The 16674-nt window shown below is 62.2% G+C and carries 17 protein-coding genes and 1 pseudogene; 2 read left to right on the plus strand and 16 right to left on the minus strand.

The window, feature by feature from the left end:
* Positions 1-127: 127 nt before the first annotated feature.
* The 10 genes and pseudogenes from QZ213_RS11160 to QZ213_RS11205 form a co-directional block, all read right to left on the minus strand.
* Complete coding sequence (locus tag QZ213_RS11160; protein ID WP_291686127.1) at positions 128-310, minus strand: hypothetical protein; 183 nt, start codon at positions 308-310, stop codon at positions 128-130.
* Between the two features lie 95 nt (positions 311-405).
* Positions 406-2967 (minus strand): magnesium-translocating P-type ATPase, encoded by a 2562-nt coding sequence (mgtA, locus tag QZ213_RS11165; protein WP_291686128.1) that lies wholly within the window; start codon positions 2965-2967, stop codon positions 406-408.
* A gap of 183 nt (positions 2968-3150) precedes the next feature.
* Positions 3151-4251 (minus strand): alpha/beta fold hydrolase, encoded by a 1101-nt coding sequence (locus QZ213_RS11170; RefSeq protein ID WP_291686129.1) that lies wholly within the window; start codon positions 4249-4251, stop codon positions 3151-3153.
* Entirely contained in the window at positions 4248-5480 is a 1233-nt protein-coding gene (locus QZ213_RS11175) for an acetate/propionate family kinase (protein ID WP_291686130.1), read from the minus strand. Before QZ213_RS11175 ends, QZ213_RS11170 begins: the two co-directional genes overlap by 4 nt.
* On the minus strand, positions 5477-6868 hold the full coding sequence (locus QZ213_RS11180) for a bifunctional enoyl-CoA hydratase/phosphate acetyltransferase (RefSeq protein ID WP_291686131.1): 1392 nt from the start codon (positions 6866-6868) through the stop codon (positions 5477-5479). Before QZ213_RS11180 ends, QZ213_RS11175 begins: the two co-directional genes overlap by 4 nt.
* A 22-nt stretch (positions 6869-6890) precedes the next feature.
* Positions 6891-7148, minus strand: a pseudogene (locus QZ213_RS11185) (SDR family oxidoreductase); the annotation flags it as partial.
* A 223-nt stretch (positions 7149-7371) separates the two neighbouring features.
* Positions 7372-8118 (minus strand): Crp/Fnr family transcriptional regulator, encoded by a 747-nt coding sequence (locus tag QZ213_RS11190; RefSeq protein ID WP_291686132.1) that lies wholly within the window; start codon positions 8116-8118, stop codon positions 7372-7374.
* A gap of 105 nt (positions 8119-8223) precedes the next feature.
* Complete coding sequence (locus QZ213_RS11195; protein ID WP_365885060.1) at positions 8224-8694, minus strand: response regulator; 471 nt, start codon at positions 8692-8694, stop codon at positions 8224-8226.
* Positions 8675-8872 (minus strand): hypothetical protein, encoded by a 198-nt coding sequence (locus QZ213_RS11200; protein WP_291686133.1) that lies wholly within the window; start codon positions 8870-8872, stop codon positions 8675-8677. The genes QZ213_RS11195 and QZ213_RS11200 overlap by 20 nt, the downstream gene beginning before the upstream one ends.
* Positions 8873-9141: 269 nt before the next feature.
* The gene (locus QZ213_RS11205; protein WP_291686134.1) at positions 9142-9942 is read right to left on the minus strand and encodes a response regulator; all 801 of its coding nucleotides are present in this window, start codon (positions 9940-9942) and stop codon (positions 9142-9144) included.
* A gap of 208 nt (positions 9943-10150) precedes the next feature.
* Between QZ213_RS11205 and QZ213_RS11210 the strand changes: the two genes are divergently transcribed.
* Together QZ213_RS11210 and QZ213_RS11215 are read left to right on the plus strand one after the other, a co-directional pair.
* The gene (locus QZ213_RS11210) at positions 10151-10387 is read left to right on the plus strand and encodes a NepR family anti-sigma factor (protein ID WP_291686135.1); all 237 of its coding nucleotides are present in this window, start codon (positions 10151-10153) and stop codon (positions 10385-10387) included.
* On the plus strand, positions 10387-10935 hold the full coding sequence (locus QZ213_RS11215; protein WP_291686136.1) for a sigma-70 family RNA polymerase sigma factor: 549 nt from the start codon (positions 10387-10389) through the stop codon (positions 10933-10935). Before QZ213_RS11210 ends, QZ213_RS11215 begins: the two co-directional genes overlap by 1 nt.
* 146 nt (positions 10936-11081) lie before the next feature.
* Here QZ213_RS11215 and QZ213_RS11220 read toward each other — a convergent pair whose 3' ends face one another.
* The 6 genes from QZ213_RS11220 to QZ213_RS11245 all read right to left on the minus strand — a co-directional run.
* Positions 11082-12740 (minus strand): HWE histidine kinase domain-containing protein, encoded by a 1659-nt coding sequence (locus tag QZ213_RS11220; RefSeq protein ID WP_291686137.1) that lies wholly within the window; start codon positions 12738-12740, stop codon positions 11082-11084.
* A 310-nt stretch (positions 12741-13050) separates the two neighbouring features.
* Positions 13051-13686, minus strand: coding sequence for an urease accessory protein UreG (ureG, locus tag QZ213_RS11225; protein WP_291686138.1), 636 nt, complete (start codon positions 13684-13686; stop codon positions 13051-13053).
* A 201-nt stretch (positions 13687-13887) separates the two neighbouring features.
* A complete protein-coding gene (locus QZ213_RS11230) occupies positions 13888-14577 on the minus strand; it encodes an urease accessory protein UreF (RefSeq protein WP_291686143.1) in 690 nt (229 codons plus the stop codon).
* A gap of 82 nt (positions 14578-14659) precedes the next feature.
* Positions 14660-15250, minus strand: coding sequence for an urease accessory protein UreE (ureE, locus tag QZ213_RS11235; RefSeq protein WP_291686139.1), 591 nt, complete (start codon positions 15248-15250; stop codon positions 14660-14662).
* Positions 15251-15277: 27 nt separating this feature from the next.
* The gene (locus QZ213_RS11240; protein WP_291686140.1) at positions 15278-15577 is read right to left on the minus strand and encodes a putative quinol monooxygenase; all 300 of its coding nucleotides are present in this window, start codon (positions 15575-15577) and stop codon (positions 15278-15280) included.
* 47 nt (positions 15578-15624) lie between these two features.
* Positions 15625-16674: urease subunit alpha (locus QZ213_RS11245; protein WP_291686141.1), on the minus strand; the 1050-nt coding region annotated here is incomplete at its 5' end.

Below are 16674 nucleotides of genomic sequence, written 5' to 3' on the forward strand. Positions count from 1 at the left end.
CCGGAACGACTCCGGGGGGTTTGGAGTCATCCCGGCAGCCGGTTATCCCCCCTGCCCCACTGACCGGCGACGTAGGGCGCGGCTGTGGTGATGCCAGCCGCGCCCTGCTTTTATTTATCTGGAATCATTATCGTATTTCGATGCCGATGATGTGCCGGCCGATGCGCTTGTCATCGATCATGGCGAAGCGGCCGCCGGCGAGCCGGGTCGAGCCGACCAGCGTGCCGCTGACATAGTCGCCGGTCTTAAAGTCCGCAATCTTCGGGATGGCTGTCGTCGCGTGCTGTAAGCGTCCGTTTTGCAGCCCCAAAAGGCCATACGTAGAGGGCTCGCTTTGACGTTGCGGGCATCCTCGCCCCATGGAAACAACGGCAAACGGGCGTATCTTGATCGGCTAAACTTCCGTCAGGATTTGACGTTGGCGACCAACAAAGCACGGTAGAAAATGCGCTTGGCGATTTCCACGATTGCAAGATACGCCAGGGTCGCGCCGGTCAGGAAGACGAAGAATAGCGGCGGTGGCGCGACGAATCCAAGCCAACGGCCGACGGGGAGTATCGGGAGCGCGATCGCGATGGCGACGACTCCAAGCGCCATGGCAGCGAGGAACAGATGTGGCCTGCTCAGGAAGAGCGGTCGTCGCGTCCGGATCGCAAAGACCACCAGAACCTGGGTCGTGATCGACTCGATGAACCAGCCGGTCTGAAACAGTGCCTCGCCGGCTCCGAACAGATGCAGCAGAGCATAGAAGGTAAGAAAATCGAACACGGAGCTGATTGGACCAAATACCAGCATGAACCGTTCGATGAACCTGACGTCCCATTTCACGGGTCCGGCGATAGCCTCTTGATCGACCTGATCGAAAGGAATCGCAATCTCCGAGATGTCGTAGAGAAGGTTGTTCAGCAATATCTGAATGGGAAGCATCGGCAAGAAGGGCAGGATCAGGGCCGCCCCGGCCATACTGAACATGTTGCCAAAATTCGAACTTGAGCCCATCAGAACATATTTCGACACGTTCTGAACCGTGCCGCGTCCGCAGGTCACCGCGTCCCGCACGACAGAAAGGTCGTGCTCCAGCAGGATCAGGTCTGCAGCCGCGCGCGCCACATCGGCAGCACCATCAACCGATATCCCGACGTCCGCTGCGTGCAGCGACGGAGCATCGTTGATGCCGTCGCCCATGAAGCCAACGACATTGCCGAGCCGCTTCAGCGCCAGCAGTATTCGAAGCTTCTGCTGTGGATTGACACGGCAGAACAGGTTGATCCGCGGCAACTGCCCGATCAGCGCCTCCTCAGAAAGATTTGCCAGTGCATCGCCCGTGAGCACTCCGGTGACAGGCACCCCGATCTCCGCGAAGACGTGTCGCGAAACCAGTTCGTTGTCGCCGGTCAGCACCTTCACGGAGATACCCGCAGCGGTCATGGCCTGGATGGTGGCGCCGGCGCTTGTTTTCGGAGGATCCAGAAAAACGGCGAAGCCGGAAAACACCAGGTTGCTCTCATCGCCGATTGCGGCGGTCTGCTGGCTCGCATCGACCACGCGGCTGGCTATACCGAGGGCGCGGAATCCCTGCGCACCGAGTCCGTCAAGCGTGGCCTCGAACGAATGGCGCGTTTCAGCGTCGAGTGGCAGCACCTTGCCATCCGCGTCCTCGTATTGTGCCGACAGCCGCAGAAGGTCCTCCGGCGCGCCCTTGACAATCAAACGGCGCTCCGCGCCGTGCTCGACCAGGACCGAAACACGCCGTCGCTCGAAATCGAATGGGACTTCGTCGATTTTCTTCCACTCGGCCATATCGAACGGATGGGCCGAAAGAATTGCCTGATCGAGTGGGCTCTTCATCCCGGTCTCGAACTGGCTATTGATATAGGCGTTGGCGTATACGGCCGCGCTCTCGACGCCCCGCCCGTCAATGGCGCGTATCAGCTTGATGGTGGCTTCCGTCAGTGTTCCGGTCTTGTCGGTGCACAGCACGTTCATGGCGCCGAGATCGTGGATTGCGGTCAGGCGCTTCACGATTACCTTCCGCTTGGACAGCTCCAGTGCCGACCGCGCAAGCGTGACGGTCACGATCATCGGCAGCAGCTCGGGCGTCAGTCCGACGGCAAGGGCCAGCGCGAACATCAACGATTCCAGAACGGGCCGGTGAAACGAGATGTTCACCACCAGCACGAAGAGCACCATCAAGACTGTCAGGCGCATGATCAGCAGACCAAACCGGCGAATGCCGACCGCAAAATCGGTGGCCGGCGGCTTTTCGGCCAGGCTTGTCGCAAGGTGGCCGAGAGCCGACTTCCCGCCGGTTCGGCAAACAACAATCGTTGCGGTGCCGCTGATGACGGAGGTTCCGGCGAAGACGGCGTTCGATGCTCCGGCAGGGTTTTCCGCGCCCAAAGGCGCATCGCTGGCCTGCTTCTCGGCGGGGTACGGTTCTCCGGTCAGCAGCGCCTGGTTGACGAAGAGGTCCCGGCTTTCGAGCAGTCGCGAGTCCGCCGGTACGAGATCGCCGGCGATCAGCTCGACGATGTCACCGGGCACAAGTTGGTCAACTGGGATCGAGACGCTGGCGCCGCTGCGTCGCACGGTTGCCTGTACCGCCACCGACCGGCGCAACGCCTCAACCGCATTCTGAGCTCGGACTTCCTGGATGAAATCAATCGTCATGCTGATCGTGACGATGGTTACAACGATCAGGAAGCTAGCGACGTCTCCGGTCGCCGCGGACAGTCCGCTCGCCACCAGCAGGATGATCACGAGCGGGTTGCGGAAGCGGGAAAGAAATTGCAGCCAGAGCGGCGATCGCTTGACGATTGCGGCGTCGTTGGGTCCGAAGGTTTTCAGCCGCGACTGGACTTCGGTGGCGTCAAGGCCCGCAGATGTCGTCACGAGTCGCGCGACAACCCGATCAACCGGTTCCTTCCAGATTTCTTCCGCGCCGAGTTCGTCAATTGCGGGGTTCATCGCGACATTCCTCAAGAGTTCGGTGCGAGGTTCAAGATCGCCGCGGCGGGACCAGCCGCCAGCAGATATTGACCTGGCGCATCACCCAGCCAAACGTCATCGAGCCCGCAGCTTCCAGCTCCAGCATACGAGGCTGGACTGAGAGCAGCACAGCCGAAAAACAATATCAAACGATGAAATCACCTACTGCGCGGAGATCCAGCGGGCGATCTGCGGCCAATGATCTCTCAGCGTGCTTGCTCCCATGAACAGGCCGATATGGCCGCCCGGTACGGTTTCCTGGACGACACGGTCCTTTGCGGTGCCGATATATTTCGCGGCATCGAGGACCTGTTCCGGTGTCGTGATGTCGTCGTCTGCGCCTGCCAGCAAATAGGTGGGACAAGTGATATTGTGCAGATCAAGCTTCCGGCCGAGGCCCATGAATTCGCGCCTGGCAAGGCGGTTCTCCTTGAAGATCTGGCTGATCACCTGGAGATACCAGCGTCCCGGCAGGTCAATCGGGTTTTCGTACCAGCTCTCGAAGGTTTCTTCCTTGGCGAGATAGGTCGGGTCGTCGATGTGCTCGTACAGGTCGATATGATCCTGAATGTAGTGCTGCCCGGGATGCATGTTCTTCCAGCCCTGCAGCATGAACTTACCCTGCATCAAACCCCCGCCGAGCGCTACCAGTTCCTCGTAAAACGATGCGGGGGATTGATGAACCATGCGTTTGATCGAACCATTTCCGGCATCCGTGTCGATCGGCGCGCCCGCCAGCACCAATGAGTTCACCTTGTCGGGAAAACGCGCCGCGATCATCGCGGACATCCAGCCGCCCTGACAGAGCCCGACCAGATTGACCCGACCGCCGAGATCGTCGATCGCGACAACGACCTCGGCAAGGTAATTGTCGATCTCCAGGTCCTTCATGTCCGCCGTGGCCGACTTCCAGTCGGTCAATGCCACATGGCCGATGCCGTTGACGAGCAGAGTCTGCACCAGGCTCTGACCGTCATAGTAGTCGGCGATCATGGCCGTATGGCCGGCATGGGGCGCGTCGATCAGCGTCGGAATCCCGCCCGGTGTTCCGTAATCGCGCAGCACCATGGTCCGCAGATCGAGGCGTATCTCGTTCGGCGTCGCAAGGGTGGGTCTCAGTTCGCCGTGAATCTTGATCTCTTCCTCGACGAATTTGAGGTTCTTTGCGTAGAGCTCGGTCTCCTCCTCGAACATCGTTGCCGCCATCGCCATCGGCCAGAATGCCGGGACGCTCAGGAGCGATGGGTTTTCGGGCTCGGTCATGCTTTCCGGCTTTCGTTGTTTGCGCGGGAATCGAGCGGCGCGGCCTCGGAGTTCAACAAGGTCCATGCATGCAGGGCGATCATCAGATCTTCATCCGTCGGAATCACCCAGGCCCAGGTGCGGCTAGCCGGGCGCGCAATCAGTACGCTGCCGGCTGCATTCGCGCTTTGATCCAGATCTACGCCCAGCCACGCGGCGTCCTCGCAAACCCGGCGCCGGATTTCCGCCGCGTGCTCCCCGATTCCGGCGGTGAAGACCAAAGCATCAATCCCGCCGAGGGCGGCGGCCATGGAGCCCAGTTCACGCCCGATGCGATACACGAACAGATCGACGGCCTGCTTAGCCGAGGGATCGTCGCTGGCCAACAGGGTTCGCATGTCATCGCTGATGCCGGAAACACCAAACAGTCCCGATTCGTTATAAAGCAGATTGGTCACCTCGGCCGCGGTCATCCCCCTCTCCTGCATCAAGTAGAGAATGACACCCGGATCGATGTTCCCGCACCGGCGGCTCATGGGCAGGCCGTCGAGCGCCGTAAAGCCCATGGTCGTCGCCACGCTCCTGCGGCTTCGGATCGCACACAGGCTCGCGCCGCTGCCGAGATGCGCCACGACAACACGGCCATCGGCGGCTCCCGGACCAAGGATGTCGGGCAGGACGCTTGCGATATATTCATAGGAAAGGCCGTGAAACCCGTACCGCCGGATGCCCTCGGCGGCGAGCCGGCGCGGCAGCGCGAATGCCGTGGCGACCTCGGACTGGGTATGATGAAAGGAAGTATCGAAGCACGCAATTTGCGGCAATGTGGGGTGAAGTTTCGATAGCGCGTCGATGGCGGCAAGGTTATGGGGTTGATGCAGCGGAGCCAGCGGAACGAGCCGGCGCAATTCGGCGGTCACCGACGCGTCGATCAGCACTGGCGCGGTATAAAGCGATCCGCCATGCACCACCCGGTGTCCGGCCGCGACCAGTTGGTTATCAAGATAGCGGACTTCCAGCCAGCGCAGCAGCGCGGCCAGCGCGTCTTCGTGCGTGGTGCCTTCCGTCAGATACTCATCGACCAGCGAAGCCGAGCTGCGGTCTTTCGCCGTGAAATGAACGCGATGGCCTATGCCCTCGCACACACCTTCGCAGATGATGCCCTGCCTGCTCGGACTTTCGTGTCCCGGGAACACAGAGAACTTGATGCTCGACGAGCCGGCATTCAGCACAAGGACCGCGTCACTCATGGTTTTGTCCCCTTGTGGCGCGCCAGCAGCAGCGCGATCGCGCAGGAACCTAATCTTGCCAGCGTCCCGTCGGAGCGGCTCGTCAGGATGATCGGCACGCGCGCGCCGAGCACAATGCCGGCCATCTGGGCTTCGGCGAGATACTCGAGTTGCTTCGCCAGCATGTTGCCGGCCTCGAGGTCCGGCACCACGAAGATGTCGGCGCGGCCGGCGACCGGAGAGGTAATCCCCTTGGTCTTGGCCGACTCGGCCGAGACAGCATTGTCGAAGGCGAGCGGACCATCGAGAATGCCGCCGGTGATCTGGCCTCGATCGGCCATCTTGCAAAGTGCCGCCGCATCCAGGGTTGACTTGATCTTTTCCGTGACGATTTCGATTGCGGACAGGATTGCCACCCGCGGCACCGGTATCCCCAGAGCATGCGCCAGATCGATCGCGTTCTGGATAATGTCCCGTTTGTCCGCCAGCGTGGGATAGATGTTGATCGCAGCATCGGTGATGAAGAGCGGTCTCGGATAGTCGGGCGCGTCGATCGCAAAGACATGGCTCAAGCGACGGTCGGTACGCAGCCCGCATTCGCCGTCGACCACTGCATGCATGAGCTCGTCGGTATGGAGGGCGCCTTTCATCAGGGCCTCGACCTTACCGGCGCGGGCCATGGCGACGGCCTGGGCGGCCGCGGCCGCGCTGTGTTCCGTCGAAACGATCTCGTAGGGCGCCAGATCGAGCTGCGCCAGGGCGGCCGCGGCGCGTATCTTGACCTCCGGCCCAACCAGCACCGGCGCAATGAGATTGATGCGGGCGGCTTCCACGGCGCCAAGCAGCGATGGCACATCGACCGGATGGACAACCGCGGTACGGATCGGATCGAGACCGTGGGTCATTCTGAGCAGGACTTCGTAGCGTCGCCCTTTCTGCCGCAGCTCGACTTCGGGGAGAACCGTGCGGGGCCGGGAAATCTTCTCGGTCGGCGCAATGACGTCGGCAGTACCGGTAATGACCACTTCCGCCTTCTGGTTCACGGCCCGGCAATCAAAAATAACCCGGTGCGTTCCCTCGATCTTGTCCCTCACCTTCACCGTGACGGTGATCGTGTCCCCGAGACCAATGGCCCCCTGAAAGTGAAGCGACTGGTCGACATAGACGGTCCCTGGCCCGGGGAGCTGCGTTCCCAGCACCGTCGAGATCAGCGCGCCGCTCCACATGCCGTGCGCCACGACCTTGTGGAACATGTCGCTCTTGGCGAACGCGTCGTCCAGATGCGTCGGATTGATGTCCCCCGACATAATCGCAAACAGCTCGATGTCCTTGTGCGTGAGTATTCGGACGAGACTCGCGGTGTCTCCCGGCTTGATCTCGTCGAACGTCCTGTTTTCGATGCGTTGCATTCCGCCACTCCGAACTCGTTCATCAGCCGACGATGTGATAGCCGGCATCGACATATTCGATATTCCCGGTGAGTGCGGCCGCGCCGTCGAAACACTCCATGCCCGATGCGGCGCGCGTCTTGAGCGGACCGTGAGACAGTGCATGGACGCGGATCCGTTTCGATCCGAGTTCGGCCGCCATGTAGCGGACGCAGCATTCGAGCGCAGCTTTCACCGGTCCCATCAGGTTGGAATCTTCCACGACCTTCTCAGCACCGTAGAAAGTGATCGTCAACAGGCACAGCGGCAGCTAGGCCGGACCTCGAACATCCGCTCGGTTATGCCGGGAAATCTATTTCTGGAGTTTCGTGGTCGCGGTCTTGCTGCTCGCATTCGGCGTCGTCACCATCGCTTGTCGCGAAGGGTCAATCACCAGGCGTTAAGGGCAGTTTTCGGCCGTTTTGCTTCCAAATTATCGTCAAAGTCATGGAGTCCGCCACGGGCTGGCCGGCATCGCTCTCGCTTCATTCCATATGACTCTGCACGGCGGTCGAGGGCGGCTTCAGGAATGCATCAAATCGCTCCTTGACGATCGCATAGCATTCGCATGACGCCTGCTCCAGACCCGCACGATCGAGGACCTGGATCGTGCCCCGATGGTAGCTGATGAGGCCGGCCGCTTGCATCGACTGCGCCGCGAGCGTTACGGATTTCCGGTTGGCGCCCAGGATCTGCGACAGGAACTCATGCGTGTACGGAAGCGCTTCTCCCTCGGCCCGATCATGCATCATCAGGAGCCATCGGCGCATTCGTTCTTCCGTCGTGTGCATGGAATTGCAGGCGACCGTCTGCTGAACCTGCGACAGCAGTGTCTCCGAGTAGCTCACGAACAAGTTGCGGACGTGCTCGCTGGTTTCGAATTCGTGTTGAAGCAGCTGGATCGGACACCGAACCGTATGGCCCTCCAGCTGCACGATGCATCGGTTGAAAGAAACCCGGCTGTACATGGCGGCAAAGAGGCCGAAGGCGCCCTCCCGGCCGATATTGGCCGTCTCTATGGCCGCACCGTTCTCCAGCACGGTCAGCAGCGACAGGACAGACCCTCTAGGAAAATAGGCATGCTTGAGCAAGCCGCCCGCGTCGCAAACCATCGCGCCGAGTTTGAATTCGATGGGCTCAAGATGCGGATCAATTCGCTTGCGGCAGTCCGGGCCCAGGGCGGCGAGTAGTTGATTGCTCCGCAGATCTTGGTCCGTTTGCGGCTTGGACATTTGCATTGTGCCAATCGTCCATTTCGAGCTGGTCACGGCCCAAAGACAGTCGAGCCCCCGCGGCACCATACGATGCAATCCTGGCCAACCCGGTTCTTAAAGCGTTTATCCACGCAAATCTGAGCAAAACAGCTCACATCCTGCCCCCAACGACCGGAGGTCAGAGCCGATCAAGGTCCGTGCCGGATCGATCAGCGAACGCAATTGGGCGATCACCGCTTCTCCACGATATGGCTTTTCCAGAAAGACGCTGCTCGACGGGAGATCGGACCGCTTCAGCCGGACCAGGCCGGAAGCGATCAGGATCTTGATCGGCGGCCAGCGGTCCCGCACTGTGCGGGCCAGCGTTAGCCCGTCCATGCTTCCGGGCATGTTGATATCGGTGAAGAGGACGGCAATGTCCGAGCGAGCTTCCAACAGGGCAACAGCCTCGTCGGCATCGCCGGCTTCCAGTGCCACGAAGCCAGCCTCCTCGACGACTTCGACGGCGAGTTCGCGCAGCAGTGGGTCATCCTCTACAATCAGAACGACGGCCAGGAGCGCGCTTGATGCTTCGTCAGTCATGCTGGCGATCATTCGGGCTCGCAACGCTCTGCCTTTGATCGCCAATGACCTTTTCCGACCAATATTTCGCCATCTGAATGCAATGCGCCTGCAAATCGGGGTTCAGCGCGGCGCGAGACAGCCACGTGAGATCCGATGCCAGACGCATGCACTCCAAATCACGCTTCAGCTCATTATCGAATTCGGACACGACGCAGCTCCTCGGTAGAGATGCGTGGTCGCACACTTCATGGAGTCCTGTCGGTGGTGCACACCACAGAGCGGCTCCGAAAGTGGACGGCATCAGCGGATTTTGTCGGGATCGAAGGATTTTGTCGGGATCGAACTGGATTGGTGCCCTGCTGTCTTCAAATTCTTCAAGAACGGCATCGCCGCTCACCGAGCAAGAAAAATCCGGCGCGCTTTGGCGCGCCGGATCAAATTCAACGCAACGGTATCCCAGCTCACGCCACCTTTGCGTTACGCGACTCTCGGCGCGCGGTTGCGCGAGTTGCGCTGAAAGTTTTTTAATGATACGGCGACCACCGAGACCATCGCGGGCTGGAACGGCTTTGAGATCAGGAACGCCGGCTCAGGACGCTCGCCGGTGAGGAAGCGCTCGGGATAGGCGGTGATGAACACCACCGGCACCTCGAAGGTCTTGAGAAGCTCGTTGACGGCATCGAGGCCGGAAGAGCCGTCGGCGAGTTGGATGTCGGCGAGGATCAGGCCGGGCTTCCTGTTCTTGGCCAGCGCCACCGCATCGGAATGGGTGCGGGCGACGCCGATCACGTGGTGGCCGAGGTTCTTCACCAGGCTTTCGAGATCCATCGCGATGAAGGTCTCGTCCTCGATGATCAGCACGTCGGTGGCGATCTCCGCCGCCATCTCGCGGCCGGCGGTATCGGCGAGCTTGCGGGTCTCGGCGACATCGACGCCGAGAATGAACGCCACTTCCTCTTCGGAAAAACCTTCCAGCGACAGCAACAGGAAGGCCTGGCGCGGTAACGGGGTGATGTTGGACAGCCGCCGCTCCGAGGGCAGCGGAAGGGTAGTCACATCCGCGTCATCGTTGAGGGAGACCGAATTCCAGATCTGGGTGAACAGCCGGAACAGCCCGGCGCGGGGGCCGTGCTGCTCGTCGAGCAGCGCGGGATCCTGGAGCAGGGCTTCGAGCATGGCTCCGACATAGGCGTCTCCCGACGCCTGGTTTCCCGTCAGGGCGCGGGCATATCGCCGCAGCAACGGTAAATGTTCAGCAACGAGCTGTGATCGGGACATCCCCACTCCATCCTTGTGTTGGGTCAAGCTGGCTCATGGGGTGACCCGGTTCCCCTGACATGCCTGACTACGCCTCACCCCGAGAAAAGTTCCCTTGCCGCCGGAACTTTTCGGCACAGTTCGAATTAGCTCCCTGCAGATAGCTCGAAACCAGGGATAATTCTTGAAGCTTCAGGGACTTAACTCTCGGGGAAACGTGGAACAGGTCATGAAAGATGTAAAGTCTCAAGCCAGCAAGAATGCGGCGACAGGCAAGCAGGGCGGGCTCACCGCCGAAATCCAGTCCAGAATCGGGCACCAACTCCGGGCCATGTACGACGATGTCGTGCGCCAGGGGGTGCCGGACCGGTTCGCCGAGCTGATCCGCAAGCTTGATGTTCCCCAGACGGCTCCCCAAGTGGGAGAGACGGGCGATCAAGCAATCAAAAACGACGGGAGAGATTAATGCCTCTCACGGATGCTCTTCGCGACGATATTCTGGCCTCGGTCCCCTCGTTGCGCGCCTTCGCAATCTCCCTGTCCGGCAACGGTGATCGCGCCGATGACCTGGTGCAGGAGACGCTGCTGCGCGCCCTGGCCAATATCGACTCGTTCCAGCCCGGCTCGAACCTGCCGGCATGGCTGTTCACGATCCTGCGCAACCTGTTCCGCTCCGATTACCGCAAGCGGCGGCGCGAGGTGGAGGACGCCGACGGCAGCTATGCCAAGACGCTGAAAACCCAGCCCTCGCAGGGCGCGCATCTTGAATTCGAGGAATTCCGCGCCGCGCTCGAAAAGCTTCCGCAGGACCAGCGCGAAGCGCTGATCCTGGTCGGCGCCTCCGGCTTCTCCTACGAGGACGCCGCCGCCATCTGCGGCTGCGCGGTCGGCACCATCAAGAGCCGCGTCAATCGCGCGCGGTCGAAGCTGAGCGCGCTGCTCTATGTCGACGGCGCCGAGGATTTCGGCCCCGACGAAACCGTGCGAGCTGTGATCGGCGGCAGCGGCGGGTAGATAGCTCCCCGGCAATGCGACAAGGGGCGGCCACTCACAGTGGCCGCCCCTTTGCTATATGCAGCTTTGCTGTCCACCACCCTCCTTTGCAAGGGGGAAAGGAGCGCACCTTCGTCGCGGGGATATCGAAAGCAGAGTTCGAGGAGCTACTTCCCCTTCCGCGGCGGTATTGCGAATTGTTCGGTACGGTCGCGTTCGGTCATGTCGATCACGGTCTCCATCGGCGCGGTCAACTCGTAGACGTAGCTGACCTCGGTGAAATACCGCTTCGAGACGCCGCCCAGCGCTTCGGGCGCCACGCGGTCGAGCAGGATCACGCCGAAATCGCTGTCGGCACGGCGCGTCGCCGCGGACGTGTTGAATTCCTCCCAGCGGAAATGAAAAACGGTCTCGGGCTCCTCGCCCGTCACTTCCCAATGCGCGACGATGTGCGGATGCTTTCCGACCAGCGAAAGTCCCTCGTCGGTATGCGACGCCAGTTCGAAGAACAACAGCGACAGACTTTGCGCGGCCCGCGCGCTGACCGCGATATCGGGACCGGAGACCGCGATCCGCTCGGCATGCGGGATCGCGCGCGCCTCGAACAGGCCCTTCAGCTTGACGCCCTGCCACTGGCTCTCGCTCAGCAGCGAGACCACGTTCGACATCGCATGGATGCGGCCGATCAACAGTTCACGGGCGATATCGATGTCGGAACCATGGCGCAGCGTGCGCGTCACGATCGACTGGATCACGGCGAGGATGTTCTTGACCCGGTGATTGAGCTCGTCGATCACGGCGGTAAGCCGGCGCTCGAAGCCGATCCGCACCTGGATTTCGCGGCTGAGCCTTAAGTTATTGTAGGCGACATAGCCGAACAGACCGCAGATGATCGCGGTCAGCGCCAGCCCGATGGCGGCCACGACGGCGGAGGTCTGCTGGGCGCGTAATGTCGCGTTGGTCTTGGCGTAGTAGCCGAGCGACCAGTCGCGGCCGCCGAAGGTAACGGTTCGCAGCATCGACGGCGCAGACCCTTGCGACGACGCCGGCCTCGACATCACGGCGCCCTGCTGGTTTGCGATCAGCTCGCTGTCGGGATCGCGGGGATCCTTCAGCACCACCGAGAACAGCGAGAGGTCGTCGTTGGTCAGCATCAGCGACGACAGGTCGTACGAGAAGGTGACGAAACCCGCCGGTTCAGCGCCGCCTTCCTGCAGAACCGGCGCGGCCAGCACCAGCCCGACCGGTCCGTCCGAGCGCAACAACGGCAGCGGATCGGAGGCGACCGGCTTGCCGTCGGCCATGGCCCGCGCCAGCATCGGTCCGAGGATCGGTTGCAGATCCAGGGAACGGCCGGGGAAGGCCATGGTCTCCGCGTTGCGCGGCTCGACATCCATCAGCACATCGATCGGCTGGTCGAGCGCGCGCGTATCCAGCGGCTGATCGTCGTAACCGCGGATCACGGTATCGGCGAATCCAGCGGCTTTGAGTTCGGCGCGCGCCGCGTCGAATTCACCGGGCTGCAGCCGCGCGATCCAGGTGGCGACCACGAAATCGGTCTTGAAGGCATAGATCGAGGACCGCAGCGGCTCCAGCATATTGGCCTTGATCACCGAAGGCGCGCGGAACAGGCCGGATGCGACGCGGGCGAGCAGCTCACGCTCTGTCAGCCGGTCCTGAACCAGGCTGGCGTGCACGTCGATGGCGCGCGCCAGCGCGATCCCGTCGACGGTCAGTTCCTGATCGTGGACGCGGTAAGCCGCAAGCCCGGAGAGCAGAACTCCGACGAGTGCGATAAAACCGATAATGAAACCCAGCCGAACCACTCGCTTACTCTGACAATGAGGAGTTGGCGAAAAACAGAGGCAGCATCTTTTGTCCGCTGTGGCGGCTACAAACCGTGAGGGGCAACAAACCGAAGCAGAATGAAAGCCAACCGTTCTGGGATATTGGAGGAGCGATCATTACTACGCAACTGCGGCTGGCGGGAAGGACAACTAAGGCTCCCGGGCGTCTTGTCTGGCAAGGGCCGGAGGATGCTAATTGCGCCGAGGCGATTTTGTTCCGTCGCGACGCGAAGGTTTTCGGCCGCCGCGCCCGGGGCAAGCCAGCGCCCACAAGAGTTAACGAATTGCTTCAGCCCGCCTTGGCCCGCGCCGGCGCAAGACCGCCCTTGGCCTCGATAAAGCCGATGATACGGTCGAGGCCTTCGCTCTTCTTCAGGTTGGTCATGACGAACGGCCGCTCGCCGCGCATCCGTCTGGCGTCGGTTTCCATTTTCTCCAGGGAAGCGCCGACATGCGGCGCGAGGTCGATCTTGTTGATGACCAGGAGATCGGAGCGGGTGATGCCGGGGCCGCCCTTGGAGGGGATCTTGTCGCCGGCCGCGACGTCGATCACGTAGATCGTGAGATCGGCAAGTTCCGGCGAGAAGGTGGCGGCGAGATTATCGCCGCCGGATTCGATCAGCACCAGATCGAGGCCGGGGAATTTCGCCCGCATGTCGGCGACCGCGGCGAGATTCATCGAGGCGTCCTCGCGGATCGCGGTGTGCGGGCAGCCGCCGGTCTCTACGCCGGCGATGCGGTCGGGCGTCAGCGACCCGGAGCGCACCAGGAATTCCGCATCCCATTTGGTGTAGATGTCGTTGGTGATCGCGGCGATGTCGTAGCGCTGGCGCATCGACTTGCAGAGTAGGTCCATCAGCGCGGTCTTTCCCGATCCGACGGGACCACCGATGCCGACGCGAAGCGGGCCGTGAGAGTTAGGCATGTCAGGGGTTCTTTCTAAGATATCCTCCGATGGCGTCCCTGCGAAAGCAGGGACCCATAACCACCGGCGACTGTATTGAAAAAAGGTCTCTGCCCACGGTGCCATAGGAGAGGCCGCGGCGCTGCGACGAGCGCTGTCCCGCTCGCGCTTGGGATCTCTGCTTTCGCGGGGACGACGAGGCAAAATGGGCGCGCCGCATCCTCATGACCGGAACAGCCTCGTATACTGCGTCTCATGGCGCAGGCTGGCGAGGTCGGCGCGGAAGGTGGCGCTGCCGAGATCGTCGAGCGAGGCTGCGAGCGCACGGGCAGCCGTGGCGACGACGACCCGCTCCAGCAGGACCAGCACGCGCTGGCTGTCGGTTTGCCCGAGCGGGACCAGCCGGGCGCCGGCGGAGATCCAGTTCGACGCCAGCGCGTGGAGAAACGCATGCATGGTCGGTGCGAGCGGGATCGCATGCGCTGAACTGACCAGGCCGACCGCGACAGGATAGACCATAGCGCCGTCGCAATTTGCGATCATGGCATCGAGGCCGTTGCAATTCCACGCCGCGCGCGCGATCTCGATGAAGGCGCGGCCTTGCGCCGACGTTTCGAGCTGACGCTCGCGCGAGGGCACGAAGGCGGCCGCAAGTTCCGCGATCTCCCTTAGAGCGGGCCCGTCGCCCAGCGCCGCGGCGCGATGGGTGTGGGCCAGAAACACGCCGTCGCAAAATCCGCTTCCGTCGGCCAGCATTGCCGCCAGCCACTCCCCCAAGGACGCGGCGTCGCCGATATCGCCAGCCTCCACCGCCCATTCGATGCCGCTGGAATAGGAAAACGCGCCGACTGGAAACGCCGGCGACAGCCAGGTCATCAGCCGGTACAGCGCCGCCGCCTCGGCCTCGCCCATCCCGCGGACGGTCGGCAGCGTCGCGGCCTTGTATGCTGTATCCGCCCGCACCACCTTGCTCCGCCGCGGCTTTGCCGGCGGCTTACTTGTTGTCATGAGCATGGGAGTGGCCGTGATGGTGGTCGTGATCGCAATGCTCGTCATGGTGATGATGATCGTGCGACGCGTGATCGTGCGACGCATGGGCGTGCGCGCTTGCTTCCGCATGGGCATGCGAACCGGCCTCGCCATGCGCATGGAAGGCTTCGGCATAGGCGCCGCCCTCGGGATCGAACGGCGCCTCGATCTCGATCACGCGCGCGCCCAGCCCCTTCACCATTGCCTCGATGACGTGGTCGCGCCGGATCCGCAGGCCCTTGGCCATGATCTGGGTCGGCAGATGACGGTTGCCGAGATGCCAGGCGACCCGGACCAGATGATGCGGGTCGTTGCAGCGGATCTCGGTCAGCGGCTCGGGTGCAGCGACCACCTCGACCAGCCTTCCGTCCTCGAGCACCAGCGCGTCGCCGCCGCGCAGCGCGACCGCGTTCTCCAGATCGAGCAGGAATTCGAGCCCGCGCGTTGCGGTCATCGCCATCCGCCGCCGGTGGCGGTCGTCGAAATCGAGCACGACGGTATCGGCCGGCAGTTGCGTCCAGCGATGCTGGCCCTGAACTCGGGTGGCGCGGATCATCTGAAAATGCTCACGGCATCGACCTTGTTAGCGGACATCGACCTTTTCGGGCGTGATGACCTCGATCTTCGGCGGCGCGCCGAAGCATTTCACGGCGACACGGCCGAACGTCTTCATGTGCTCGGCAGCGCGGTGCGGCACCAGCGCCTCGGCGTTTTCCCACTGCTCGACGAACACCATTTTCGAGGGGTCGGTGACGCTCTCATGCAAGTCATACGCAATATTGCCCGGCTCCTTGCGCGTTTCCTTGATGCAGGCGGTGGCGGCGGCGATGAATTCGGCGCGCGTTTCAGGTTTCACGTTCAGTGTGGCGACAACGTAGATCACGAGTTCCTCCCGGCTTTTGTTCTGGCTCAAGACGGCCGGAAGAGAGCTTAGAACATGAAATAGCGCTGCGCCATGGGCAGCACCTCGGCCGGCGCGCAGGTCAGGAGCTCGCCGTCGGCGCGGACCTCATAGGTCTCGGGATCGACCTCGATCTTGGGCGTGGCGTCGTTGTGGATCATGCTCTTCTTGGAGATGCGGCCGCGGGTATTTTCAACCGCATAGAGCTTCTTGTCGATGCCGAGCTTTTTGGCCAGCCCCGACGCCACCGCCGCCTTGGAGGAGAACACCACCGAGGAAGCGGTCAGCGACTTGCCGAAGGCGGCGAACATCGGCTGGTAATGCACGGGCTGCGGCGTCGGGATCGAGGCGTTGGGATCGCCCATCGGAGCCGCGACGATCGAGCCGCCCTTGATGATGCATTCAGGCTTGACGCCGAAGAACGCCGGCGACCACAGCACGAGGTCGGCGAGTTTGCCTTTTTCCACCGAGCCGATCAGTTTCGAGACGCCGTGGGCGATCGCGGGGTTGATGGTGTATTTGGCGATGTAGCGCTTGACCCGAAAATTGTCGTTGTTGCCCTTGTCCTGCGGCAGCGAGCCGCGCTGCTTCTTCATCTTGTCGGCGGTCTGCCAGGTGCGGATGATGACTTCGCCGAGCCGCCCCATGGCCTGCGAATCCGAGGACATCATCGACAGCGCGCCGAGGTCGTGCAGGATGTCTTCCGCCGCGATGGTCTCTTTCCGGATGCGGCTTTCGGCGAAGGCCAGATCTTCGGCAATCGAGGGATCGAGATGGTGGCACACCATCAGCATGTCGAGATGCTCGTCGATGGTGTTGCGGGTGAACGGCCGCGTCGGGTTGGTCGAGGACGGCAGCACGTTCTTCAGCCCGGCGATCTTGATGATGTCCGGCGCGTGACCGCCGCCGGCGCCTTCGGTGTGGAAGGCATGGATGGTGCGGCCCTTGAACGCCTTCACGGTGTCCTCGACGAAGCCGCTCTCGTTCAGCGTGTCCGAGTGGATCATCACCTGGACATCGTAGTCGTCGGCCACCGAAAGGCAGTTGTCGATCGCCGCCGGCGTGGTGCCCCAGTCCTC

Source organism: Bradyrhizobium sp. (genome assembly GCF_017881085.1).
Taxonomy (GTDB): domain Bacteria; phylum Pseudomonadota; class Alphaproteobacteria; order Rhizobiales; family Xanthobacteraceae; genus Bradyrhizobium.